Source organism: Enterobacter sp. E20 (genome assembly GCF_000801755.2).
GTDB classification, from domain to species: Bacteria; Pseudomonadota; Gammaproteobacteria; order Enterobacterales; family Enterobacteriaceae; genus Enterobacter; species Enterobacter asburiae_B.
On sequence record NZ_CP012999.1, the window covers coordinates 461762 to 486679 of the forward strand.

25 protein-coding genes are annotated in these 24918 nt (G+C 56.5%); 16 read left to right on the forward strand and 9 right to left on the reverse strand.

What is annotated here, in order from left to right; translation table 11 throughout:
- Window positions 1-27: 27 nt before the first annotated feature.
- From hflK to rlmB, 7 genes are all read left to right on the forward strand, one after another.
- The gene (hflK, locus tag NI40_RS02180; RefSeq protein ID WP_023310137.1) at window positions 28-1287 is read left to right on the forward strand and encodes an FtsH protease activity modulator HflK; all 1260 of its coding nucleotides are present in this window, start codon (window positions 28-30) and stop codon (window positions 1285-1287) included.
- Between the two features lie 2 nt (window positions 1288-1289).
- Window positions 1290-2294 (forward strand): protease modulator HflC, encoded by a 1005-nt coding sequence (gene hflC, locus NI40_RS02185; RefSeq protein WP_023334250.1) that lies wholly within the window; start codon window positions 1290-1292, stop codon window positions 2292-2294.
- A 71-nt stretch (window positions 2295-2365) separates the two neighbouring features.
- Window positions 2366-2563, forward strand: coding sequence for a DUF2065 domain-containing protein (locus NI40_RS02190; RefSeq protein ID WP_003855996.1), 198 nt, complete (start codon window positions 2366-2368; stop codon window positions 2561-2563).
- Window positions 2564-2667: 104 nt separating this feature from the next.
- Entirely contained in the window at window positions 2668-3966 is a 1299-nt protein-coding gene (locus tag NI40_RS02195) for an adenylosuccinate synthase (protein WP_024907332.1), read from the forward strand.
- 192 nt (window positions 3967-4158) lie between these two features.
- Complete coding sequence (gene nsrR, locus NI40_RS02200) at window positions 4159-4584, forward strand: nitric oxide-sensing transcriptional repressor NsrR (RefSeq protein WP_023334253.1); 426 nt, start codon at window positions 4159-4161, stop codon at window positions 4582-4584.
- 38 nt (window positions 4585-4622) lie between these two features.
- The gene (gene rnr / locus NI40_RS02205) at window positions 4623-7067 is read left to right on the forward strand and encodes a ribonuclease R (RefSeq protein ID WP_039261027.1); all 2445 of its coding nucleotides are present in this window, start codon (window positions 4623-4625) and stop codon (window positions 7065-7067) included.
- A gap of 66 nt (window positions 7068-7133) precedes the next feature.
- Window positions 7134-7868 carry a 23S rRNA (guanosine(2251)-2'-O)-methyltransferase RlmB gene (gene rlmB / locus NI40_RS02210; protein ID WP_010427468.1) on the forward strand — a complete coding sequence of 245 codons (735 nt, stop codon included), beginning with the start codon at window positions 7134-7136 and terminating at the stop codon, window positions 7866-7868.
- Between the two features lie 90 nt (window positions 7869-7958).
- Here rlmB and NI40_RS02215 read toward each other — a convergent pair whose 3' ends face one another.
- Window positions 7959-9233, reverse strand: coding sequence for an MFS transporter (locus tag NI40_RS02215; RefSeq protein ID WP_039261029.1), 1275 nt, complete (start codon window positions 9231-9233; stop codon window positions 7959-7961).
- Window positions 9234-9426: 193 nt separating this feature from the next.
- On the opposite strand from NI40_RS02215, the gene NI40_RS02220 reads away from it, so the two are divergent.
- Window positions 9427-11049, forward strand: coding sequence for an isovaleryl-CoA dehydrogenase (locus NI40_RS02220; protein ID WP_039261031.1), 1623 nt, complete (start codon window positions 9427-9429; stop codon window positions 11047-11049).
- Here NI40_RS02220 and NI40_RS02225 read toward each other — a convergent pair.
- The 3 genes from NI40_RS02225 to bsmA all read right to left on the reverse strand — a co-directional run bounded on the left by NI40_RS02225 (window position 11046) and on the right by bsmA (window position 13903).
- Window positions 11046-12977: a methyl-accepting chemotaxis protein gene (locus NI40_RS02225; RefSeq protein WP_039261033.1), complete on the reverse strand. Its 1932-nt coding sequence runs from the start codon at window positions 12975-12977 to the stop codon at window positions 11046-11048. The genes NI40_RS02220 and NI40_RS02225 overlap by 4 nt on opposite strands.
- A 172-nt stretch (window positions 12978-13149) precedes the next feature.
- Window positions 13150-13437 (reverse strand): DUF1471 family protease activator YjfN, encoded by a 288-nt coding sequence (gene yjfN / locus NI40_RS02230; RefSeq protein WP_032665074.1) that lies wholly within the window; start codon window positions 13435-13437, stop codon window positions 13150-13152.
- A 136-nt stretch (window positions 13438-13573) separates the two neighbouring features.
- Window positions 13574-13903 (reverse strand): biofilm peroxide resistance protein BsmA, encoded by a 330-nt coding sequence (gene bsmA / locus NI40_RS02235; RefSeq protein ID WP_029740376.1) that lies wholly within the window; start codon window positions 13901-13903, stop codon window positions 13574-13576.
- Between the two features lie 137 nt (window positions 13904-14040).
- Here bsmA and yjfP point away from each other — a divergent pair, with 137 nt between their 5' ends.
- A complete protein-coding gene (yjfP, locus tag NI40_RS02240) occupies window positions 14041-14763 on the forward strand; it encodes an esterase (RefSeq protein ID WP_039261034.1) in 723 nt (240 codons plus the stop codon).
- A gap of 167 nt (window positions 14764-14930) precedes the next feature.
- On the opposite strand, the gene yjfY is transcribed toward yjfP, so the two are convergent.
- Window positions 14931-15206: a DUF1471 family protein YjfY gene (gene yjfY, locus NI40_RS02245; RefSeq protein ID WP_010427445.1), complete on the reverse strand. Its 276-nt coding sequence runs from the start codon at window positions 15204-15206 to the stop codon at window positions 14931-14933.
- Between the two features lie 341 nt (window positions 15207-15547).
- Here yjfY and rpsF point away from each other — a divergent pair, with 341 nt between their 5' ends.
- From rpsF to rplI, 4 genes are read left to right on the forward strand one after another with little or no spacing between them, the layout of a single operon-like run.
- Window positions 15548-15943: a 30S ribosomal protein S6 gene (rpsF, locus tag NI40_RS02250; RefSeq protein WP_014068637.1), complete on the forward strand. Its 396-nt coding sequence runs from the start codon at window positions 15548-15550 to the stop codon at window positions 15941-15943.
- A 6-nt stretch (window positions 15944-15949) separates the two neighbouring features.
- Complete coding sequence (gene priB / locus NI40_RS02255; RefSeq protein ID WP_008502895.1) at window positions 15950-16264, forward strand: primosomal replication protein N; 315 nt, start codon at window positions 15950-15952, stop codon at window positions 16262-16264.
- Window positions 16265-16268: 4 nt separating this feature from the next.
- Window positions 16269-16496, forward strand: coding sequence for a 30S ribosomal protein S18 (rpsR, locus tag NI40_RS02260; protein WP_000135199.1), 228 nt, complete (start codon window positions 16269-16271; stop codon window positions 16494-16496).
- A 41-nt stretch (window positions 16497-16537) separates the two neighbouring features.
- Complete coding sequence (gene rplI / locus NI40_RS02265) at window positions 16538-16987, forward strand: 50S ribosomal protein L9 (protein ID WP_023310148.1); 450 nt, start codon at window positions 16538-16540, stop codon at window positions 16985-16987.
- A gap of 67 nt (window positions 16988-17054) precedes the next feature.
- Here rplI and NI40_RS02270 read toward each other — a convergent pair whose 3' ends face one another.
- Window positions 17055-17699 (reverse strand): OapA family protein, encoded by a 645-nt coding sequence (locus NI40_RS02270; RefSeq protein WP_039261036.1) that lies wholly within the window; start codon window positions 17697-17699, stop codon window positions 17055-17057.
- 233 nt (window positions 17700-17932) lie between these two features.
- On the opposite strand from NI40_RS02270, the gene fklB reads away from it, so the two are divergent.
- On the forward strand, window positions 17933-18553 hold the full coding sequence (gene fklB, locus NI40_RS02275; protein ID WP_008502892.1) for an FKBP-type peptidyl-prolyl cis-trans isomerase: 621 nt from the start codon (window positions 17933-17935) through the stop codon (window positions 18551-18553).
- Between the two features lie 311 nt (window positions 18554-18864).
- Complete coding sequence (gene cycA / locus NI40_RS02280) at window positions 18865-20274, forward strand: D-serine/D-alanine/glycine transporter (protein ID WP_039261038.1); 1410 nt, start codon at window positions 18865-18867, stop codon at window positions 20272-20274.
- 96 nt (window positions 20275-20370) lie between these two features.
- Here cycA and ytfE read toward each other — a convergent pair whose 3' ends face one another.
- Complete coding sequence (gene ytfE, locus NI40_RS02285) at window positions 20371-21033, reverse strand: iron-sulfur cluster repair protein YtfE (protein WP_039261039.1); 663 nt, start codon at window positions 21031-21033, stop codon at window positions 20371-20373.
- Window positions 21034-21277: 244 nt separating this feature from the next.
- Between ytfE and NI40_RS02290 the strand changes: the two genes are divergently transcribed.
- Window positions 21278-22927, forward strand: coding sequence for a methyl-accepting chemotaxis protein (locus NI40_RS02290; RefSeq protein ID WP_039261040.1), 1650 nt, complete (start codon window positions 21278-21280; stop codon window positions 22925-22927).
- A 79-nt stretch (window positions 22928-23006) separates the two neighbouring features.
- Here the strand turns inward: NI40_RS02290 and NI40_RS02295 are convergent, their stop codons facing one another.
- Both NI40_RS02295 and NI40_RS02300 read right to left on the reverse strand, forming a co-directional pair.
- Window positions 23007-23972: a DMT family transporter gene (locus NI40_RS02295; protein ID WP_039261041.1), complete on the reverse strand. Its 966-nt coding sequence runs from the start codon at window positions 23970-23972 to the stop codon at window positions 23007-23009.
- A 75-nt stretch (window positions 23973-24047) separates the two neighbouring features.
- Window positions 24048-24872, reverse strand: coding sequence for an AraC family transcriptional regulator (locus tag NI40_RS02300; RefSeq protein ID WP_039261043.1), 825 nt, complete (start codon window positions 24870-24872; stop codon window positions 24048-24050).
- Window positions 24873-24918: the final 46 nt, after the last annotated feature.

Below are 24918 nucleotides of genomic sequence, written 5' to 3' on the forward strand. Positions count from 1 at the left end.
CTTGCATAACAAATATGGAGCATATACATGGCGTGGAATCAGCCCGGTAATAACGGACAAGACCGCGACCCGTGGGGAAGCAGCAAACCTGGCGGCAACTCTGAGGGAAATGGCAACAAAGGTGGTCGCGAGCAGGGGCCGCCGGATCTGGATGATATCTTCCGCAAACTGAGCAAGAAGCTTGGTGGCCTTGGCGGAGGAAAAGGTTCTGGCTCGGGTGGCAATTCCACTCAGAGTTCGCGCCCGCCAATGGGTGGCCGCGTGGTGGGCATCGTGGCCGCTGCGGTAGTCATCATCTGGGCAGCCAGCGGGTTCTACACCATTAAAGAAGCAGAACGCGGCGTAGTCACCCGTTTCGGTAAGTTCAGCCATCTGGTTGAGCCGGGTCTGAACTGGAAGCCGACCTTCATTGACGATGTGACCGCGGTAAACGTGGAATCCGTCCGTGAACTGGCCGCCTCTGGCGTGATGCTGACCTCTGACGAAAACGTGGTGCGCGTTGAGATGAACGTGCAGTACCGCGTGACCGATCCTGAGCGTTATCTGTTTAGCGTGACCAGCGCCGATGACAGCCTGCGTCAGGCGACCGACAGCGCCCTGCGCGGTGTGATCGGTAAATACACCATGGACCGTATTCTGACCGAAGGTCGTACCGTTATTCGTAGCGATACCCAGCGCGAGCTGGAAGAGACCATTCGTCCGTACAACATGGGTATTACTCTGCTGGACGTCAACTTCCAGGCTGCGCGTCCGCCGGAAGAGGTGAAAGCCGCATTTGACGATGCGATTGCTGCTCGTGAAAACGAACAGCAGTACATCCGTGAAGCAGAAGCGTACACCAACGAAGTTCAGCCACGCGCTAACGGTCAGGCGCAGCGTATTCTGGAAGAAGCGCGCGCGTATAAGACGCAGACCATCCTGGAAGCTCAGGGTGAAGTGGCTCGCTTTGCGAAGATCCTGCCGGAATATAAAGCGGCACCGGAAATTACCCGTGAGCGTCTCTATATCGAGACCATGGAAAAAGTGCTGAGCCACACCCGCAAAGTGTTGGTTAACGACAGTAAAGGCGGAAACCTGATGGTTCTGCCGCTGGATCAGATGCTGAAAGGCGGTTCTGCACCAGCAGCGAAAGGCGACACCAGCGGCGCGAATAACCTGCTGCGTCTGCCGCCAGCCTCAACAGGCAGCGCCAGCACGAACACAACGCCTTCTTCGAACGATGGTGACATTATGGACCAACGCCGTGCTAACGCGCAGCGTAACGACTACCAGCGTCAGGGGGAATAAGGATGCGTAAGTCAGTTATTGCGATCATCGTCATCGTACTGGTCGCGCTTTATACCTCGATCTTTGTGGTGAAAGAAGGCGAGCGTGGGATTAAGTTCCAGTTCAGCAGCGTCGTGCGTGACGGCGACAAACGCCCGGTGATTTACGAGCCGGGTCTGCACTTCAAGGTGCCGTTTATTCAGTCCGTGAAAACGCTTGATGCGCGTATCCAGACCATGGATAACCAGGCCGACCGTTTCGTGACCAAAGAGAAGAAAGACCTGATCGTTGATTCCTATATCAAATGGCGCATCAGCGATTTCAGCCGTTACTTCCTGGCAACGGGCGGCGGTGACGTTTCTCAGGCAGAAGTGCTGCTGAAACGTAAGTTCTCTGACCGCCTGCGTTCCGAGATTGGTCGTCTGGATGTGAAAGACATCGTGACCGACTCCCGTGGTCGTCTGACCCTGGAAGTTCGCGATGCGCTGAACTCCGGTACAGCGGGCACTGAAGACGAAGTTTCAACGCCGGCAGCAGATGATGCGATTGCCAAAGCGGCTGAACGCGTTCAGGCGGAGACCAACGGTAAAGTGCCGGTGATCAACCCGAACAGTATGGCTGCGCTGGGTATCGAAGTCGTTGACGTGCGTATTAAGCAGATCAACCTGCCAGTAGAAGTGTCCGAGGCGATTTACAACCGTATGCGCGCCGAGCGTGAAGCGGTAGCCCGTCGTCACCGTTCACAGGGCCAGGAAGAGGCTGAGAAGCTGCGTGCTGCAGCGGACTACGAAGTCACCAAGACGCTGGCGGAATCTGAGCGCCAGGGCCGTATCCTGCGCGGTGAAGGCGATGCCGAAGCGGCGAAGCTGTTCGCGGATGCCTTCAGCCAGGATCCTGACTTCTACGCCTTTATCCGTAGCCTGCGCGCTTACGAGAATAGCTTCCAGAGCAACCAGGATGTGATGGTGCTCAGCCCGGACAGCGATTTCTTCCGTTATATGAAGACGCCGACTAACGCAACGCGATAAACTCAGGCCCGTTTGAGTATTCAAACCACCGCTCCCAACGGAGCGGTGGTTTTCTTTTATAAGGAATAAAAATGAATTCAACGATCTGGCTCGCACTGGCTTTGGTCCTGGTGCTGGAAGGTCTTGGACCGATGCTTTATCCGCGTGCCTGGCGCCGAATGATCGCCACGATGAGTCAGCTGCCGGATAATATTTTGCGTCGTTTTGGCGGCGGTCTTGTGGTTGCGGGCATCGTGATCTACTACATGTTGAGGAAAACGATTGGCTGATCAAAAAGTAGGCGCAATCGGCGTATTTTGAGGTCAAAAAGTGCTGTATATCTGAAAAAGCGATGGTAGAATCCATTTTTAAGCAAACGGTGATTTTGAAAAAAATGGGTAACAACGTCGTCGTACTGGGCACCCAATGGGGTGACGAAGGTAAAGGGAAGATTGTTGATCTTCTGACTGAACGGGCTAAATATGTTGTACGCTACCAGGGCGGTCACAACGCAGGCCATACTCTCGTAATCAACGGTGAAAAAACCGTCCTCCATCTTATTCCATCAGGCATTCTTCGTGATAACGTCACCAGCATCATCGGTAACGGCGTTGTGCTGTCTCCTGCTGCGCTGATGAAAGAGATGAAAGGTCTGGAAGACCGTGGTATCCCTGTTCGTGAGCGTCTGCTGCTCTCCGAAGCCTGCCCGTTGATCCTGGATTATCACGTGGCGCTGGACGTAGCGCGTGAGAAAGCGCGCGGCGCGAAAGCGATCGGCACCACCGGTCGTGGTATCGGTCCGGCTTACGAAGATAAAGTTGCACGTCGCGGTCTGCGCGTGGGCGACCTCTTCGACAAAGCAACCTTCGCTGAAAAACTGAAAGAAGTGATGGAATATCACAACTTCCAGCTGGTGAACTTCTACAAAGCTGACGCTGTTGACTACCAGAAAGTGCTGGATGACGTCATGGCGATCGCTGACATTCTGACCGGTATGGTTGTTGATGTGTCCGATCTGCTGGACCAGGCACGCAAGCGTGGCGATTTCGTCATGTTCGAAGGTGCGCAGGGTACGCTGCTGGACATCGACCACGGTACCTATCCGTACGTAACGTCCTCTAACACCACAGCAGGTGGCGTGGCGACCGGCTCTGGCCTGGGGCCACGTTATGTGGATTACGTACTGGGCATCATCAAAGCGTACTCCACTCGCGTGGGTGCGGGTCCATTCCCGACCGAGCTGTTTGATGAAACCGGCGAGTTCCTCTGCAAGCAGGGTAACGAGTTTGGCGCGACCACCGGTCGTCGTCGTCGTACCGGCTGGCTGGATGCGGTTGCAGTGCGTCGCGCAGTGCAGATCAACTCCCTGTCTGGCTTCTGCCTGACCAAGCTGGACGTACTGGACGGCCTGAAAGAAGTGAAAATCTGCGTAGGCTACCGTATGCCAGATGGACGCGAAGTGACCACCACTCCGCTGGCTGCTGACGACTGGGAAGGCATTGAGCCAATCTACGAAACCATGCCGGGCTGGTCTGAGACCACTTTCGGTGTGAAAGAGCGTAGCGGCCTGCCGCAGGCGGCGCTGGATTACATCAAGCGTATTGAAGAACTGACCGAAGTGCCGATCGATATTATTTCTACCGGCCCGGATCGTACTGAAACGATGATCCTGCGCGACCCGTTCGACGCATAATCTTCGTGACTGCTGGCCTGCGGGGAGACCCGCAGGCCGGATAAGCGTAGCGCCATCCGGCGACCGCTCCTGGATCTCCGCTTTTTCGCCCCGTCTGTCAAATAAATTAGCCGCTAACTATCTGGCTGGTTTATCATCATTAATGAATATCTCTGCGGTTTGACCGCGTTTTCCCTTTTTCCTGAGGTTGATGTGCAGTTAACAAGTTTCACCGATTACGGCTTACGTGCGCTGATTTACATGGCGTCGTTACCCGAGGGGAAGATGACCAGTATCTCTGAAGTGACAGAGGTCTATGGCGTATCCCGTAATCATATGGTCAAAATAATCAATCAACTTAGTCGTGCCGGATACGTTGCTGCCGTCCGCGGGAAGAATGGTGGGATCCGTCTCGGTAAACCGGCACAGAGTATTCGTGTTGGCGATGTGGTACGTGAACTGGAGCCGCTGTCTCTGGTGAACTGCAGCAGCGAGTTCTGCCACATCACGCCCGCTTGCCGCCTGAAAAAGGCGCTTTCAAAGGCCGTGCAAAGTTTTCTCATGGAACTGGATAACTACACGCTGGCCGATTTGGTTGAAGAGAATCAACCGCTTTATAAATTATTGCTGGTGGAATGAAGAAAATTTCCACCGGAGCTGACAACGGAGGAACCGACATGTCACATGATCCTTTCCAGGAACGCGAAGCCGAAAAATACGCGAATCCTATTCCCAGCCGCGAGTTCATCATTGAACACTTAACAAAACGCGAAAAACCCGCCAATCGTGAAGAACTTGCCGTTGAATTAAACATTGAAGGTGAAGAGCAAATTGAAGCCCTTCGCCGCCGCCTGCGCGCGATGGAGCGTGACGGGCAGCTGGTCTTTACCCGCCGCCAGTGCTACGCGCTGCCAGAACGCCTCGATCTGCTGAAAGGGACCGTCATTGGTCACCGCGATGGCTTCGGCTTCCTGCGCGTGGAAGGCCGTAAAGACGATCTGTACCTCTCATCTGAACAGATGAAAATGTGCATCCACGGCGACCAGATCCTGGCGCAGCCGCTGGGCGCTGACCGTAAAGGCCGCCGCGAAGCGCGCGTGGTACGCGTTCTGGTGCCAAAAACCAGCCAGATCGTCGGCCGCTACTTTACCGACGCGGGCGTAGGCTTCGTGGTGCCGGACGACAGCCGTCTGAGCTTCGACATTCTGATCCCACCTGAAGAGGTGATGGGCGCCCGCATGGGCTTTGTGGTGGTGGTTGAACTCACCCAGCGCCCAACCCGTCGCACCAAAGCGGTAGGTAAAATCGTCGAAGTGCTTGGCGACAACATGGGCACCACGATGGCCGTTGATATGGCATTGCGTACCCATGAAATTCCGTACATCTGGCCGAAAGCGGTTGAAGAGCAGATCGAAAGCCTGCGCGAAGAAGTGCCTGAAGAATCCAAAGTGGGCCGCGTGGATCTGCGCTCCCTGCCGCTGGTCACTATCGACGGTGAAGACGCCCGCGACTTTGATGACGCCGTATACTGTGAGAAAAAACGCGGTGGTGGCTGGCGTCTGTGGGTTGCTATCGCTGACGTAAGCTATTACGTCCGTCCGCACACCCCGCTGGATAACGAAGCCCGCAGCCGCGGTACCTCGGTCTACTTCCCGTCCCAGGTCGTGCCGATGCTGCCGGAAGTGCTGTCTAACGGCCTGTGTTCCCTGAACCCGCAGGTTGACCGTCTCTGTATGGTTTGCGAGATGACCATCTCCACCAAAGGGCGCTTAACCGGCTATAAGTTCTACGAAGCGGTGATGAGCTCGCACGCGCGTCTGACCTATACCAAGGTCTGGCATATGCTGCAGGGCGACCAGGATCTGCGCGAACAATACGCGCCGCTGGTCAAACACATCGAAGAGCTGCATAACCTCTACAAAACGCTGGATCAGGCGCGCGAAGAGCGCGGAGGGATCTCGTTTGAGAGCGAAGAAGCGAAATTCATTTTCAACGCCGAACGCCGCATTGAGCGTATCGAGCAGACCCAGCGTAACGATGCGCACAAGCTGATCGAAGAGTGTATGATCCTGGCGAACATCTCGGCGGCACGATTCGTCGAGAAAGCCAAAGAGCCTGCGCTGTTCCGTATTCACGATAAGCCGACCACGGAAGCCATTACGTCGTTCCGCTCCGTGCTGGCTGAACTGGGTCTGGAACTGCCCGGCGGCAACAAGCCAGAGCCGCGCGATTACGCTGAGCTGCTGGAGTCTATTGGCGACCGTCCTGACGCAGAAATGCTGCAGACGATGCTGTTACGCTCTATGAAGCAGGCGATTTACGATCCGGAAAACCGCGGACACTTCGGCCTGGCGCTGCAGTCTTACGCCCACTTTACGTCGCCGATCCGTCGTTATCCTGACCTCTCTCTGCACCGTGCGATCAAGTATCTGCTGGCGCAGGAGCAGGGCCATAAAGGGAACACCACCGAAACCGGTGGCTACCACTATTCGATGGAAGAGATGCTGCAGCTGGGTCAGCACTGCTCCATGGCCGAACGTCGTGCCGATGAAGCAACACGCGACGTGGCGGACTGGCTGAAGTGTGACTTTATGCTCGATCAGGTCGGTAACGTCTTTAAAGGCGTGATTGCCAGCGTGACCGGCTTTGGTTTCTTCGTTCGTCTGGACGAGCTGTTCATCGACGGTCTGGTGCACGTCTCCAGCCTGGATAACGACTACTACCGCTTCGACCAGGTCGGCCAGCGCCTGATTGGCGAATCTGGCGGCCAGACCTACCGTCTGGGCGACCGTGTGGAAGTGAAGGTCGAAGCCGTGAATATGGACGACCGTAAGATCGACTTCAGCCTAATCTCCAGCGAGCGCGCGCCGCGTAACGTCGGTAAAACCGAGCGTGAAAGGGCGAAAAAAACCGGTAACGGTAAACCGGGCGGCGGTAAACGTCGTCAGGCGGGCAAGAAGGTAAACTTCGAGCCGGACAGCGCGTTCCGCGGCGAGAAGAAACAGAAGCCGAAGGCGGCGAAGAAAGAAGCCCGTTCAGCGAAAAAACCTTCCGCGAAAACGCAGAAAATCGCTGCCGCCACTAAAGCGAAGCGCGCGGCCAAGAAAAAGCAGGCGGAGTAAATTCTCCCCTCAACCTGACCCTCTCCCCAGCGGGGGGAGGGGAAATACTTATTACGAGAACCATCAATGAGTGAAATGATTTACGGCATCCACGCGGTGCAGGCCCTTCTCGAGCGCGCACCGGAGCGTTTTCAGGAAGTGTTTATTCTGAAAGGGCGTGAAGATAAGCGTCTGATGCCGCTGATCCACGCCCTGGAAGCGCAGGGCGTGGTGATCCAGCTGGCGAATCGCCAGTTCCTGGATGAGAAAAGCGAAGGCGCGGTCCACCAGGGGATCATTGCCCGCGTGAAGCCGGGTCGTCAGTATCAGGAAAACGATCTGCCGGATCTGATTGCCGAGCTGGATAACCCGTTCTTCCTGATCCTCGACGGCGTTACCGATCCGCACAACCTCGGCGCGTGCCTGCGCAGCGCCGATGCGGCGGGCGTGCACGCGGTGATCGTGCCGAAAGATCGCTCCGCGCAGCTGAACGCGACGGCGAAGAAGGTGGCCTGCGGCGCGGCGGAAAACGTTCCGCTGATCCGCGTGACTAACCTGGCGCGCACTATGCGTCTGCTGCAGGAAGAGAACATCTGGATCGTCGGTACCGCCGGTGAAGCGGATCATACTCTGTACCAGAGCAAAATGACCGGCCGTCTGGCGCTGGTGATGGGTGCGGAAGGCGAAGGCATGCGTCGTCTGACCCGCGAGCACTGCGACGAGCTGATTAGCATCCCGATGGCGGGCAGCGTGTCGTCCCTGAACGTTTCCGTTGCGACGGGCATCTGCCTGTTTGAAGCGGTGCGTCAGCGCGGAGAATAAACAGCAAGGCCGTCCACAGGACGGCCTTTTGTGTTTTCTCCCTCTCCCCGTTGGAGAGGGGCTGGGTGAGGGCACCAGACGGTGACAACCTCACTCCTCCAGTGACCGCAAATGGTCGTCCTTCCTCAGCGTCATCAGCGCGAAAATACTCACTACCGCCGTCGCCATCACGTAATACGCCGGAATATCCAGGTTGCCCGTCTGCTTAATCAGCCCGGTAATAATTAACCCAGCGCATCCCGAGAAAATCGCGTTCGACAACGAGTAGGCCAGCCCCAGCCCCGTATAGCGCACGCGCGTCGGGAACATCTCAGACAGCATCGCCGGGCCCGGCCCCGCCAGCATGCCCACCAGACCGCCCGCAATCAGCACCACAACAGCCTTCACCGCCAGCGTACTCGACTCCGCCTGCAGGATTTTCAGCAGCGGCAGGGCGAGGATCAGCAGCAGCGCGGTGGCGAGAATCATCACCGTGCGGCGGCCGATCCGGTCGCTCAGGATCCCCGACGGAATGATGGTCAGCGCAAAACCAATATTCGAAATCACCGCTATCAACAGCGCCTGGTTGAACCCGGTGTGCAGCGCCGACTGAAGATAGGTCGGCATAATCACCAGGTAGGTATACCCCGCCGCAGACCAGACCATGACGCGCCCGATTCCCATCACGATGGCCCGGAGCGTGGCGGCAGTATCCGCCTGAGCGACAGCCGGTTTATCCTGCTGCTGCACAAAGCTCGGTGTCTCTTCCATACTGACGCGAAGCCACAGCGCCACAACGCCCATAGGCAGCGCCAGGAAGAACGGAATGCGCCAGCCCCAGTCGTGCAGGGCTTCAGGCGTGAGAAGGGTGGAGAGCAGCGCCACGATGCCTGCGCCCGCCAGCAGCCCCAGCGCCACGGTAAAGGACTGCCACGCGCCATAGAGCCCACGCTTGCCGCGCGGGGCGAATTCCGTCATCAGCGAGACCGCACCGCCGTACTCGCCGCCCGCGAACAGCCCCTGCAGGATGCGCAGCAGCGTAATAATCAGCGGCGCGGCAATCCCGATGCTGGCGTAGACCGGCACAATGCCGATAGCGGCGGTAGCGAGCGTCATTAGCACCAGCACGATGATGAGCGTCGGCTTACGGCCAATCCGGTCGCCGATGCGGCCAAACACCACCGCACCCAGCGGGCGGAAGAAGAAGGCGATGGCAAACGAGGCGTAGGTGAGGATCAGGCTGGTCAGCCCCGCCTCTCCTTCAAGCTGGAAGAAGTTTTTCGCAATGACGGTCGCCAGAAAACCGTAGACCGCAAACTCATACCACTCGATAAAGTTACCAATGGAGCCTGCAATTAATGCTCGCTTGTGCGCGTCCGGTTGCATAACGATCCTCACTTAAGGTTGTAAGAATAAATTATTCAACAAAAGCGGAGTCATGAAATAGTTTATTCTTATGTTCTGTGAGCTATTTCACGAATGATATCAGCGGGATCGTGAACGTGTGACTCCCCTCCCATGCAGCGTGCGCGCGGTCTGTCCATACTTATCGTCATTGCCACTGAAGGAGGGAGACAGCATGCACTGGCAGACCCATACCGTTTTCAATCAACCTGCACCGCTTTCCAACAGCAACCTTTTCCTCTCGGACTGCGCCCTGCGCGATGCGGTCGCGCGTGAAGGGGCCGAGTGGGATATTGAGCTGCTCGCCAGCATCGGACAGCAGTTGGGCACCGCGGAGTCTCTGGAGTTGGGCCGGCTGGCAAACGTTAATCCTCCGGAGTTACTACGCTATGACGCCACCGGAGAGCGGCTGGACGACGTGCGTTTTCATCCGGCATGGCACTTGCTGATGCAGGGGCTTTGCGCCAACCGCGTGCATAACCTGGCGTGGGAAGAGGAGGCGCGTAAAGGGTCGTTTGTCGCTCGGGCCGCACGCTTTGTGCTTCATGCTCAGGTAGAGGCAGGCACGCTTTGCCCGGTCACCATGACGTTCGCCGCCACGCCGCTGCTGCAGCAGGCGCTCCCCAAAGCATTTCACGACTGGCTGACGCCGCTGCTCAGCGATCGCTACGATCCGCATCTCGCCCCTGGCGCGCAAAAGCGCGGCCTGCTGATTGGCATGGGGATGACGGAAAAGCAGGGCGGCTCGGACGTGCTCAGCAACACCACCAAAGCGGAAAAATGCAGCGACGGCAGCTACAGGCTGGTGGGGCATAAATGGTTTTTCTCCGTCCCGCAAAGCGATGCGCACCTGGTGCTGGCCCAGGCGAAGGGCGGGCTATCCTGCTTTTTTGTGCCGCGCTTTTTGCCTGACGGACAGCGCAACGCCGTGCGTCTGGAGCGCCTTAAGGACAAGCTCGGTAACCGTTCCAACGCCAGCAGCGAGGCGGAGTTTCTCGATGCCTCCGGCTGGCTGTTGGGGGAAGAGGGCGAAGGGGTACGGCAGATCCTCAAAATGGGCGGTCTGACGCGCTTTGACTGCGCGCTGGGCAGCCACGGACTGATGCGTCGGGCGCTCTCGGTGGCGCTGTACCATGCCCACCAGCGTCAGACCTTCGGCAAAAACCTCATCGATCAGCCGTTAATGCGGGAAGCATTAAGCCGGATGGCGCTGGTGCTGGAGGGGCACACGGCGCTGCTGTTCCGCCTGGCCCGGGCGTGGGACAAGCGTGCCGATCCGCAGGAGGCCGCCTGGGCGCGGCTGTTTACCCCGGCCGCGAAATTTAGCGTCTGTAAAGCAGGTATCCCGTTTGTGGCTGAGGCGATGGAGGTGCTGGGTGGGAATGGATATTGCGAAGAGAGCGAACTTCCCCGCCTGTACCGCGAGATGCCGGTGAACATCATCTGGGAAGGGTCAGGAAATATTATGTGCCTGGACGTTCTGCGCGTGCTGGCGAAGCAGCCGGGTATTCACGACCTGCTTGCCGACGAGTTTGCGCAGGTGAAAGGGCAGGACAGACACTTCGACCGCAGCTGGCGACAGCTTCAGCAAAAACTGCGTAAACCGCAGGAGGCGCAGGGGCGAGAGATCGCGCAGCAGCTTTTCTTGTTGGGTGCCGGAAGCCAGATGCTGCGGCACGCATCGCCCCCGGTGGCGCAGGCGTGGTGCCGCATGATGCTGGATACCCGTGGCGGCACGCTGATGAGCGAGCAGGTGCAAAGCGACCTGCTGCTGCGTGCGACGGGCAGAGTCGGTTAGCCTTTTAGCTGGAACAGGCTCACCAGCTGAGTCAGGTGTGAACCCTTCTCGCGCAGCGTTTGAGCGGTTTGTTCGCTGCGTGAGATGCGGTCGGCATTGATATGCGACGCTTCGCCAATATGGGTCATGGCGAGATTCACCTGGCCGATCCCGGCGGACTGCTCGCGTGAGGCATGGTTAATCTCGGTGACCAGCTGGCTGATGTTATCGATATGAATGATGATGTCGTCCATCGCCAGGCGCGTCCGTTCAGACAGCGCATGACCCTCACTCACTTTTCTGAGCGTATCGCCAATCAGCTGCTCAATCTCCTTCACCGCGTTAGCACTGCGACCCGCCAGCGCGCGAACTTCCTGCGCGACTACCGCAAACCCTTTACCGTGCTCGCCCGCGCGAGCCGCTTCCACAGCCGCATTCAGCGCCAGAATATTGGTCTGGAAAGCGATGGATTCGATCACGCGCGTGATGTCTTCGATGCGTTTTGACGCTTCGCGAATGTCGTCCATGGTCGACACCGCATGGGTGACCGTCTCACCGCCCTGATGGACCGCGAGCGAGGTTTCACCCACCAGCTGCTGCGTTTGCTCCATGTTGGCGGCATTTTGCTGCACGGTGGCGGCCAGCTGCTCCATGCTGGCGGACGTCTCCTCCACGCTGCTGGCCTGCTTGTTGATCTGCTCTGAAATCTCGCCAGTGTCGGCGGCCAGCGCGTTGGTGCCCAAATGGATCTCGCCTGCAGCCTCACGGACCTGCAGGACAATTTTTTGCAGGCCGCCGCCGATGCCGTTGATGGCATCGATCAGCTGGCCGACTTCGTCCTGACGCGTCACGGGCAGGCTGGAACGGAGATCCCCTGCGGCATATTGACGGGCAAGATGGATCACGTTGCGCAGCGGTCGGGTCAGCACGCGGCGAATAATGACCACGAACAGGCCAGCAAAAAGGATGGATAAGACCACGCCGGCCAGCAGGAAGCGATCGCGCATGGCGGTAACGCTTGAGAGCAGCACCGATTTATCCACTTCGCCCACGATAGTCCAGTTCCAGCCCGGCAGCGGGGTATAGGCCATTTTCAGCGTCCGGCCGTCGTCGCTTGTACGCTCCAGCGTGCCGGGTTTGTCACTCAGAAGCTGTTGCTGCGTCGCGCCGTCCCATTTCGGCAGTTTTCCCTCTTCGCTGGCGTGGAACAGGTATTGCCCACGCGTTTTGCCGTTGCTGCGATCCAGCACGAAGAAGCGACCGCTCTCGCCAAGGCGGCGGTTGAGGATTTTCTCGCGCATGACGTTCCAGGAGTGGGTGATGTCCACCCCGACAAAGACAATCGCAATGACCTGCCCTTCGGCGTTTTTAACGGGCTGGTACTGGGTGATGTAGCGTTTGCCGAACAGCAGCGCCAGGCCGCGGTACACTTCACCTTTGTTGACGGCGGCAAAGGCCGGGCTGGCGTTATCCAGAACGGTACCCATTGCCCGATCGCCATTCTCTTTGCGCAGGGAAGTGGCTACTCGAACAAAGTCGTTACCGCTGCGTACAAACAGCGTCGAAATGGCTCCCGTACGGTTCAGGAACTCGTCCGAGAGCGTGTTGTTTTCATGCAGCCCGGTTTCTCCGCCTTTCAGAAGCGGAACGCTGAGCCCGTTAATCGTCTGGGTTTGGGAAGTATCAATGTTCAGGGGCTGCGGTAAAAAGGTGGTAAACAGACGGGTATAGCTCTCAACCTCTTCACTCAGGCTGGTGTTGAACATCTGCACCATGTCGACCATGCCGGTGGACTGATTATGCAGATCTTCGACCGCAAGGGCTTCAAGCTGCTGGCTGGCTTTTTGGCTGAGCAGAAAAGTGAATAGTAGAAACAGCGTGGCGACACTGACGCCAGTTAGCAGCGAGAGTTTCGACCCCAGGCCCGCACGGCGGAAAAAGTTGATCATAAATTGCTCATCATTGAAAAGTTATGGTTCTTCAACGGCAGAGCGGGGATTACGTTTACTGTTTTTATGTAACAAAATGTTATTTAATTGTTCTTTATTGGTTTTATATAAGATAAAAAATTTGCAAAAACGAAAAGCCACTAAAAATAAGTGGCTTTTATCAGGAGGGAGTTTACACGTAGAGAATGGCCTGTACCCGCCAGCGATCGATATGGTTATCTTCCTGCATCTGGATGATGCGATACCATGAAGCACCCTGCTCATCGGCCTTTAATGCCACGACACGTTCAACGTCTTGCGGGCTCCCCGATATATTATTCACGGAGATCTGGCCAATTTCATTCAGGCCAGTCACACAATCAGCACTGGCGAATTCTGCTGACTGCGCGGTGGTGCTCAGCAGGCCTGCTGAGAGCAACAGTGAGGTCAAAGCAAGAGTTCGTTTCATCGTCAGCTCCATTTCACATATATCCGGTATCCGCCGGGCAATCCTTCGCTAATAAACTCCCTTCCATTAACGCGGGCTTGGAGTTTATTGTGGACAGGAAAATGTCTATGGACGCAAAGCAGTGTAAATCTCGTTCAAAGGAAAACCATTATTTACGGTACAAAATGGCCTGTGAATACCATTGTCCCGTTATGATGGTTTCGTCGATCATAATGATGACGTAATAATCTGCTTTGGCAGCGACGGCCTGTGCTTTTATTGCCGATTCTGCGTCATCCGGAGAACCGCGAACCAGCGCGGAGATGGTGCCCATTCGTTGTAATCCTTCCGTCTGATTACGACGAATCTCCTGTGGATGATCGGCGACCGGTGGAGCGGGTTGCGGTGTTCCCTGCAGCGCGCTACAGCCACTCAGCAGAAACACCAGCAATAAAGCAGCAAACCTGCGCATAACCATATCTCGTTTCCTGATAGCCATAGTGTAGTTGGCTGTGAATTTAGTTTTGGGGGAATGTTCCCGAAGTGTTATCTGGGACGTATATTTCGAATGAAAATGACGCGAAAGCGTAACCCAGTTCTCAACATTATGAATCATAGATTCGCACAGGGTCGACAATGATTGAAATTGAAATACGCCACCTCGGCGACCATGAAATTTTACACGCGATGCCGGCGGGTAAACGTGATAAACCGCTGCCTGTTGTCGTTTTTTATCACGGGTTTACCTCATCGAAGCTGGTTTACAGTTATTTTGCGGTAGCGCTGGCGCAGGCGGGTTTTCGCGTGGTGATGCCAGATGCACCCGACCACGGCGCACGCTTTACGGGTAATGAACAGGCGCGGCTGGGTCAGTTCTGGCAGATTCTGCACGGGAGTCTGACCGAGTTTGCTGGGCTGCGCGATGCGCTTTATGGGGCAGGGCTGGTGGCCGACAATCGTCTGGCGGTAGCCGGGGCATCGATGGGCGGTATGACGGCGCTGGGGATTATGACGCATCATCCTGAAGTGAAGTCTGTCGCCTGTCTGATGGGCTCGGGCTACTTTACTTCGCTGGCGAAGACCCTTTTCCCCCCTCAGGATTTAACGGAAATGACGGCGACGCTGGCAGAGTGGGAAGTGACCCGGGCATTGCCGCGCGTGGCCGATCGCCCGCTGCTGCTGTGGCACGGTGACGCGGATGATGTGGTCCCACCTGAGGGAACCTTCCGTCTGCAGCAGGCGTTAATCAATGAAGGGCTGGACGGTAATCTGACCTGCCTGTGGGAACCGGGCGTCCGCCACCGCATCACGCCAACGGCGCTGGACGCTACGGTGGCTTTTTTCCGCCAGCACCTGTAAACGCGCAGCACTTTGACGCCCTGATCTTCCAGCATGTGGAGGATCTTAGGGGGCTCTTTTACCGGGAGTATTCCGGAGCTATTCACAAAAAAAGCCCCCGGGCAGGGGGCAACGTCAACTATGGTTATGTTCTCGTTGTTGGCTTTCCTGGTGCTAGCGTTAAAGCGTTATCGGTAAATATCTGCACTGGCGTGCATGTTGCCGTTGCTGCCGGGCTCACGGGTTAACATCACGTGATAATAGGTTGCGCCCTGCGCATCGGTTTCTTCGTTTAATGCCTGATCTGCTTCACTTTCCGTGGCGAAATTATGATTGATGTAAATTACGCCCAAGCTTTGCACATCATCCATGTTTCTGGCCTGTCGGCTGTCTATCTTGATGGCTGCCATCGCGTTTGCACTGAGCAAAAGCGCCGCCATTATGGCTAATGCGATTTTTTTCATGATATGCGCTCCACGACTACGTGCTGCGAGAGGGGGGATGCTCCTTCTTTAATTCAGGCGATCTCTGATTAAAGTGTAATCACTCATCCGGCGGGGATGCGTGACCATTTCTGATGCAGTTGTTCAAAAAAACAACGCTTCCGGGTGTGACCAATTTTAAATCACCCACTTAGACCCGCTTCGCGCTTTGTGCGAATTATTTGTGCAATCAGCTTGAGTTTCCAGGGGCGCGCAAGTATTATGACGCGTCAATTTTTCAGCCGACCTTTAACACGTTCCTTGCCTCCCCGGGCCTCGGCTGACCCAGACAGGAGGCTGAATAATCCGTAAGGAGCAATTCGATGCGTCATTACGAAATCGTTTTTATGGTCCATCCTGACCAGAGCGAACAGGTTCCGGGTATGATCGAGCGTTACTCTGCTGCCATCACTGGTGCAGAAGGTACGATCCACCGTCTGGAAGACTGGGGCCGCCGTCAGCTGGCTTACCCGATCAACAAACTGCACAAAGCACACTACGTTCTGATGAACGTTGAAGCGCCGCAGGAAGTGATCGATGAGCTGGAAACTACCTTCCGCTTCAACGATGCCGTTATCCGCAGCATGGTTATGCGTACCAAAAACGCAGTTACCGAAGCATCTCCGATGGTTAAAGCGAAAGACGAGCGCCGTGAGCGTCGCGATGATTTCGCAAACGAAACCGCAGATGATTCTGATGCTGGGGATTCTGAAGAGTAATTTCTGATGACCAACCGTCTGGCGTTGTCCGGCATCGTATGCAGGGCTCCCCTTCGAAAGGTCAGTCCATCAGGAATTCCGCATTGCCAGTTCGTGCTTGAGCATCGTTCTGTGCAAGAGGAAGCCGGGTTTCACCGGCAGGCGTGGTGCCAAATGCCCGTTATTATTAGCGGACACGAAAACCAGGCCATTACTCACAGTTTAACGGTCGGTAGCGCAGTAATCGTTCAGGGGTTCATCTCTTGCCACAAGGCAAAGAACGGCCTGAGCAAAATGGTTCTGCATGCCGAGCAGATTGATTTGATAGATTCTGGAGACTAGCCATATGGCACGTTATTTCCGTCGTCGCAAGTTCTGCCGTTTCACCGCGGAAGGCGTTCAAGAGATCGACTATAAAGATATCGCAACGCTGAAAAACTACATCACCGAAAGCGGTAAGATTGTCCCAAGCCGTATCACCGGTACTCGTGCAAAATACCAGCGTCAGCTGGCTCGCGCTATCAAACGCGCTCGCTACCTGTCCCTGCTGCCGTACACTGATCGTCATCAGTAATCGGGCACGGTCCATTAATACGACTTTAAGAGGATAAGGTAATGCAAGTTATTCTGCTTGATAAAGTAGCAAACCTGGGCAGCCTGGGTGATCAGGTTAACGTTAAAGCGGGTTACGCACGTAACTTCCTGGTTCCACAGGGTAAAGCTGTTCCAGCTACCAAGAAAAACGTAGAGTTTTTCGAAGCACGTCGCGCTGAACTGGAAGCCAAACTGGCTGACGTTCTGGCGGCTGCTAACGCTCGCGCTGAAGCAATCAACGCACTGGGCACCGTTACCATCGCGTCTAAATCAGGCGACGAAGGTAAACTGTTCGGTTCCATCGGTACCCGCGATATCGCTGATGCAGTTTCTGCAGCAGGCGTTAAAGTGGCTAAGAGCGAAGTTCGTCTGCCGAACGGCGTTCTGCGTACCACTGGTGAGCACGAAGTTGACTTCCAGGTTCACAGCGAAGTGTTCGCTAAACTGGTTGTTAACGTTGTAGCTGAGTAATTTTTTACTCTGCTCACGTTGAAACGCCGGCCTTGTGCCGGCGTTTTGCTTTTTACAGTTCCGGGTCTTAACGCGCCCTGATAAAACTGCCGTCTGGCTGGCGGGTAAACAGCACCTGTTGTCCATTTCCCGTATCAATCGTTAATCCTGTCACCACCCCGCTGGCATTCTGGCGAACCTGTACCATCTGTCCATTCTGCAGGTTACTGAGCGGTTTACCCGCACCTTCCACCTTCGCCATGGCATACACGTCGGTTGGCGGCAGATTGTGGTCGCGGAACAGCTGTGCCAGCGTTTTACCCGGCTCTACGCGATAGGAACGCCACTGTTGCTCAATGCCGGTAGGCTGTTGCGTCTGAGGCTGAGACGGGGCGGCGGCTTGAACCTGCGGCTGTTCATCCTGAATAGGTTCTGGCTCAACCGGCGCGACCTGACCCGGATCGTTAGACGGGGTCACAAGCTGCGTTTGCATCGGCTGTGCGTCAGGCTGCGGCCGCGTCTGCGACTGAATGTCCAGTTGGGCATTGCGGGTGACGGGTGCGGTATCGACATCATCGCCCCCGGAAGGAAGCAGGAAGCCCACGATCACCATCAGCGCGCCAATGATGATCCCTCTGCGATGCAGAGGAGGCAGCGGGTCCATGATGCGAAAATTGTCCGGCGCCTGCCAGATTTTCGCCAGGGTAGGTTTCAGTTCAAATCGCCCGGGCATGGCACTCCTCCTGCTCCGCGTATTTTTTATCCTGTGCCCCGAAGTATAGTTTGCTAACTGCCTGAACGGCGTAGTAAACCCGACATCCGTGACATCAGTTCGGGATTAATCCTGGTTATCTCTATTGTTTCTGTTTCGTCGCGGTTTGTCACCTTAACTTCAGACAAAGTTTTACCCATAAGGGCATGGCTGATATGCTGCCCGCTACTTTAAATGTGATGGAAGGAAAACCCATGACCACCCCGACTTTTGACACTATCGAAGCGCAGGCAAGTTACGGTATCGGCTTGCAGGTAGGACAGCAGCTGAGCGAATCCGGCCTGGAAGGTCTGTTACCTGAAGCGCTGGTGGCGGGTATCGCTGACGCGCTGGAAGGCAAACAGCCTGCCGTTCCGGTAGACGTTGTGCACCGTGCGCTGCGTGAAATCCACGAACGTGCTGACGCCGTGCGTCGCGCGCGCTTCGAAGAGATGGCGGCCGAAGGTGTGAAATATCTGGAAGAGAACCGCGAGCGTGAAGGCGTGAACAGCACCGAGTCTGGTCTGCAGTTCCGCGTGATCAATCAGGGCGACGGCGCAATCCCGGCGCGTACCGACCACGTTCGCGTGCATTACACCGGTAAGCTGATCGATGGTACCGTGTTCGACAGCTCCGTGGCGCGCGGCGAACCGGCTGAATTCCCGGTCAACGGCGTGATCGCAGGCTGGATCGAAGCTCTGACCCTGATGCCGGTCGGTTCCAAATGGGAGCTGACCATCCCGCATAACCTGGCCTACGGCGAGCGCGGCGCTGGCGCGTCCATCCCGCCATTCAGCACCCTGGTCTTTGAAGTCGAGCTGCTGGAAATTCTGTAATCGAATTTTCTTATTTCCTCTCCCCGGTTGGGGAGAGGAAAATAGTGTAAAAACCTATAGTTATGGTGCTATCAACATTTTATCTTGCAAACGAAACTGTTGCGTGTATTTTTGTGAGCTGTTTCGCGCTGTATGAGTGATATGACACTCACTTTCAACATATTATTAACATAATATCTAAATCATAGTATTCATCCCGCCGATTCTTACCTAATATCGATAAACCCTTACAAAGGGACCGTCATTTTTTTGACGTTTTTAAAGGCCAGAAGAGCCTTAACAACACAGACAGGCATAAACAGGAAAATTACATGGTAGATCAGGTCAAAGTCGCCGCTACAGAAGAGGCGACGTCTGAACAGTCGCTACGGCGCAATCTCACAAACCGTCATATTCAGCTCATTGCGATTGGGGGTGCCATCGGTACCGGGCTGTTTATGGGGTCAGGCAAAACCATCAGTCTCGCCGGGCCGTCGATCATCTTCGTTTATATGATCATCGGTTTTATGCTCTTCTTCGTGATGCGTGCAATGGGTGAACTGCTGCTCTCGAACCTCGAATACAAATCCTTTAGCGACTTCGCTTCTGACCTGCTCGGGCCGTGGGCGGGCTATTTCACCGGCTGGACCTACTGGTTCTGCTGGGTCGTCACCGGTATGGCGGACGTCGTGGCGATTACCGCCTACGCGCAGTTCTGGTTCCCGGGGCTGTCGGACTGGGTCGCCTCGCTGGCGGTCATTGTTCTGCTGCTGAGCCTTAACCTCGCCACCGTTAAAATGTTCGGTGAGATGGAGTTCTGGTTCGCGATGATCAAAATCGTGGCGATTGTCGGGCTTATCGTCGTGGGGCTGGTGATGGTGCTCACCCACTTCCAGTCGCCAACGGGCGTTCAGGCGTCGTTTACCCATCTGTGGAATGACGGCGGCTGGTTCCCGAAAGGCATTAGCGGCTTCTTTGCCGGCTTCCAGATCGCGGTTTTTGCTTTCGTGGGCATTGAGCTGGTGGGCACGACGGCAGCGGAGACCAAAGATCCCGAGAAGTCTCTCCCGCGCGCGATTAACTCTATTCCGCTGCGTATCATCATGTTCTACGTCTTCGCGCTGATCGTCATTATGTCCGTGACGCCGTGGAGCTCCGTGGTGCCAACCAAGAGCCCGTTCGTTGAGCTGTTCGTGCTGGTAGGCCTGCCTGCTGCCGCGAGCCTGATTAACTTCGTGGTGCTGACCTCTGCTGCCTCGTCTGCCAACAGCGGCGTATTCTCCACCAGCCGTATGCTGTTTGGTCTGGCGCAGGAAGGCGTGGCGCCGAGCGCGTTCGCCAAGCTGTCGAAGCGCGCGGTACCGGCAAAAGGGTTGACCTTCTCCTGCATGTGCCTGCTGGGCGGCGTGGTGATGCTCTACGTGAACCCAAGCGTGATTGGCGCGTTCACCATGATCACCACGGTCTCAGCGATCCTGTTTATGTTCGTCTGGACCATCATCCTCTGTTCATACCTGGTGTACCGCAAGCAGCGCCCGCACCTGCATGAAAAATCGATCTACAAGATGCCGCTGGGCAAGCTGATGTGCTGGGTGTGCATGGCGTTCTTCGTCTTCGTGCTGGTTCTGCTGACGCTGGAAGATGATACCCGTCAGGCACTCATCGTCACGCCGCTGTGGTTTATCGCGCTGGGGCTGGGCTGGGTGTTTATCGGTAAGAAACGTATGGCAGGCGTAAGGTAAAAGCAAAACGGCAACTTCGGTTGCCGTTTTTAGTTTTTGCACCCTCTCCCCGTGGGAGAGGGCCGGGGTGAGGGCATCAGGCCGCAGCGGCCTTTTTTATTCCCCAGCTAATGCCCGCGGGAACAGAACGTTGTTCTCAAGACTGATGTGTTCCATCAGGTCGTCAATCATCTCGTTAATGCCGTTGTACATCGCTTTCCACGTTGTGCACGCTTCTGGCGGCGGCGTGACGTTGTGGGTGGTGTGTTTGATCACTTCCAGCAGCTCACCCGCATCATCGTGCTCGCTTTCCATCACGCTGATAGGCCCCATCGCCTGGCTTCCCATTCCCTGTTTAATCATCGGGAAGAGGATCTGCTCTTCTTTCATCATGTGGCTGGAAAGCTCTTCATGCAGCAGGGTCAGGTATTTCGCCAGACCGCGCGGTACGGAAGGTTTGTCGGCATGAACGCGCTCAACTTTGGTCGCCTGCAGGATCAGTTCCGGCAGCTGCTCACGGTGACGGTCATGGTATCGCACGATGATATGGTCGATGATTTCAGCGAGCGGGGCGGTTCGCCAGTCTTTGTCGACGGGCTGCTCGGCCAGCTGCGCCAGCTCTGCTTCAATCACCTCAACGTCCAGTTCCATGCGTGAGGCCGCACGCGCCAGGGTTTGCTTACCGCCGCAGCAGTAATCCATATCGTATTTACGGAACAGCGCAGAAGCGCGAGGAATGGAGAGCGCCAGCTCGCCAAGGGGTTGGTCGCGAAAGGCCATAGCAGTTACCTCGTCATTAATAATATAAGATGCATATTAAATGCATCTTTAAGCCAGCGCTATAACCCTTTAGAGGGAAGGGGGAAAGTGAGATGCAGATCACAAAAAAATACCCCGTTTAACTCTCTGAATGGACTTAGGAAAGTGGTTTAGAAACTTTTTAAAGGTGTAGAAACAGTAAACAACCCGCCGCGCCTGCCGATATATCCACGTCAGACAAACCTGCATATAACAAAGGCAACGCATGTTTAAACGTATAAAAGTCATTACCCTTCTGATTTCGGTGCTGCTTGTGCTCGGCATCATGCAAGTGATTTCCGCGGGTATCTTTATCAACGCGCTGAATAACGATAAAGACAACTTCACCGTGTCGCAGCTCTCCAGCAAGAACGTGGCGGAGTTTACCGATGCGTGGATCAGCCTGAACCAGGCGCGCGTGACGCTGAACCGCGGGATGCTGCGTCTGCAAAGCAGCATGGCCTCTCAGATTAACGGTGGGCAGCTCAATGAGCTGGTCAACACGGCGAAAAATCTGCTCGCCGATGCGCAGGTCCATTACGATAAATACTATGCCCTGCCAAATACGCCGGGCCTGGACGAGAACCTGGCCAAGCGTCTGGAAGAGCAGTACCGCATTTACTCCTCAACGCTGATGCAAATGAACGTCCTGCTGAGCCAGGGCAATCTGGAAGACATGTTCAAGCAGAACGCGGAGCAAAAGCAGACCGCGATGCAGGCGGTTTACCGTGAATGGCGTGAAGCGCAGGCAACGCTCACCGATAAAGGCATCCAGGACAATGAAAGCGACTACAGGCGCATCCTGTGGATCCTCTCTGCGGTTATGCTGCTGGTGATTGTGGTGATTATCTCCAGCTGGGTAGCCATGCGCCGCGTGCTGCTGCTGCCTCTGGAAGAGGTGATTAACCATATTCGCGCCATTGCGGCGGGGGATTTAACCCAGCCGATTCAGGCTGAAGGTAAGAACGAAATGGCTATCCTGGCGCGTAACGTTCAGGAGATGCAGACCTCGCTGGCGAACACCGTGGGTGTGGTGCGTGAAGGCGCAGATACGATTTACACCGGTGCAGGGGAAATCTCTGCGGGCAGCAACGACCTCTCTTCCCGTACCGAGCAGCAGGCCGCGTCTCTGGAAGAGACGGCAGCCAGCATGGAACAGCTGACGGCGACCGTGAAGCAGAACGCCGATAACGCGCGTCAGGCTTCCCGTCTGGCGCTGGACGCCTCCTCTACGGCGAAGAAGGGCGGTAACGTGGTTGAAGGCGTGGTGCGTACGATGGACGAAATCGCCACCAGCTCCAGTAAAATCGCGCAAATTACTAACGTAATCGACGGTATTGCCTTCCAGACTAACATCCTGGCGCTGAACGCTGCGGTGGAAGCGGCGCGCGCGGGCGAGCAGGGCCGTGGTTTTGCGGTGGTGGCAGGGGAGGTCCGTACTCTCGCACAGCGCAGCGCCCAGGCGGCGAAAGAGATCAAAGCGCTGATCGATGATTCCGGCGAGCGCGTGAACGCGGGCTCTCAGCTGGTTAACGAAGCCGGCGCCACGATGGCAGAGATCGTCAATGCGGTCACCCGCGTCACCGACATCATGGGTGAAATTGCCTCGGCCTCTGACGAGCAGAGCCGCGGTATTGACCAGGTGGGCCAGGCGGTAGCCGAGATGGACCGCGTGACCCAGCAGAACGCCTCGCTGGTAGAGGAATCTGCGGCCGCGGCGGCGGCGCTGGAAGATCAGGCTGCCCGCCTGAACGAAGCGGTGGCGGTGTTCAAAATCACCCGCAACCAGGCGGTCAAAGCGGCGCCGGTGAAAACCTATGTACCTAAAGCGCAGCCCGTAGCGGCGGCGTCTGAAGGGAACTGGGAAACGTTTTAAGGGCTTGCCCGGTGGCGGCTACGCCTTACCGGGCCTACGATTTTGTAGGCCCTGCAAGCGCAGCGCCGCTGGGCAATGCTCACATCTCCGAAGCCGGAATGACCCTCGGTTTTTCCGGCTTCGCTCTTACCGCCATCACCACTCCCACCACCAGCAGCGCGATGCCGCAGGCCGTGAATAGCGGCGGCACGCTCTGGCGCATCAGGAAGGTATAAAGCAGTCCGGCCAGGGTTTCGAAGACAATCAGCGGCCCTAAAATCACCGTCGGCAGCTTCTGGCTGGCAATGTTCCAGCACAGCGCGCCCACCCATGAGCACAGCACCGCAATCGCAACCATTAAGCCAATAAACACCCAGGGTCTTGGCCCGAAGGGCTGAGCGAAGTCTGGCTGTTGATGGCCTAACCAGATGCACGCCCCGGCATAGCCCACCAGCGAGACGGGCAGCGTGACCAGCGCCTGCGCCGTCGCCCACATCATCGGGTGCTTGTCCGGGTTCTCCCGCAGCCAGCGCGCGTTGCGCAGGGCATACCATGCCCAGCACGCCACGGAAATGAACGCCAGCACAATGCCAGAGCCGTAGCGCCACAGGTCAACATCCGCCTGCCCGTGACGCAGCTCGGCAATATTGACGCATACCAGCCCCACGGCGGTGCATACCAGCGCCGGTGCCATTTTTGACCACGCCAGTTTGCCATCGCGGTGGCTGTAGAGCAGGTTAGCAAAGACGGGGATAACGACCGGCAGCGTGCCGATAATCATGGTAGATACCGGCGCACCGGTACGCTGAATGGCACTCGCGAGGCAAACGTAGTAGATAAGATTCCCCATCATGGTCAGCGCCAGCGCGGTGCCCCAGTCCTGACGGCTGAGCTGACGCAAGCGCGCGCGTCCCAGCCACGCCAGGGGCAGGGCAATCAGCCCGAGCGCCAGATAGCGTCCGGTCGACTGCAGTATTGCCGGATACTCGGGCACGATCAGCGGGCCGACAAAAATCAGCCCCCACATCATCCCGGCCAGCAGGGCATACAACACTCCACTAATCATTTTTCCATCCACAGGTATTTACGCTGCATGCAGTGTAGGAGGGGAAAATGCGCGCGTATTGTATGAGATTGCGCATTAGCGCCGGGTGACCTGCTTCTGGTAGCGCACGGGCGTAATGCCGTAGCGGCGGGTAAACGCGCGGGTTAAATGGGACTGGTCGGTCAGCCCGGTCGCGGCTGCCACTTCGGCGGCGGGCATGCCGTGGGTGAGGAACGCTTTGGCGCGCCAGAGGCGAATGGCCATCAGCATCTGGTGCGGCGTCACGTGAAAATGGGCTTTGAACTGGCGCTGGAAGTGGTACGGGCTGAGCGAAACGACGCTGGCCAGCTCGTCCAGCGTCAGGGAGTGCATGTAGTTGTCGTGCAGGTACTCGCGCACGCGTTCGAAGCGGTGCGCGCCTTCCTGAATCACCGGCGCGTGATGGGCCAGCGGCTGGAAGGTCTCAATCAGATCCAGCAGTAATCCTTTTTGCGCAAGCGGATCGTCCGTGTGCCACAGGCCGTAAATCAGTCTGCCGATTTGCTGCGAGCGCAGCGGGTCATGACGCGTGACATCGCTAAACCACCAGTGCCGGAGGCCGGTCACCTCTTCCAGCAGATCGGGTTCGATATAGACCATCCGGTAGCGCCAGCCGCCTTCGGTGGCGGATTCGCCGGTATGGATCTCGTCCGGGTTCATGGTGACGACGGATTTTTCCGCCGCGAGATGCTGGGTACCGCGATAGCGAAAGCGTTCGGCACCGGTTTCAATCGTGCCGATCCCGAAGGCTTCATGAGTGTGAGGCTCAAAGGCGTAGTCAGAAATATGCGCGTGATAAAGCTCCAGTCCCGGCAGCTGCGCCAGATGGCGAAAGCGCGCGCTGTCTCTTTCATCATTAAACTGTTCAGGTACGCCTTGCACGTTGAGCCTCCTCGTGGTCATCTTTTCATTATCAGAGATGACCGCA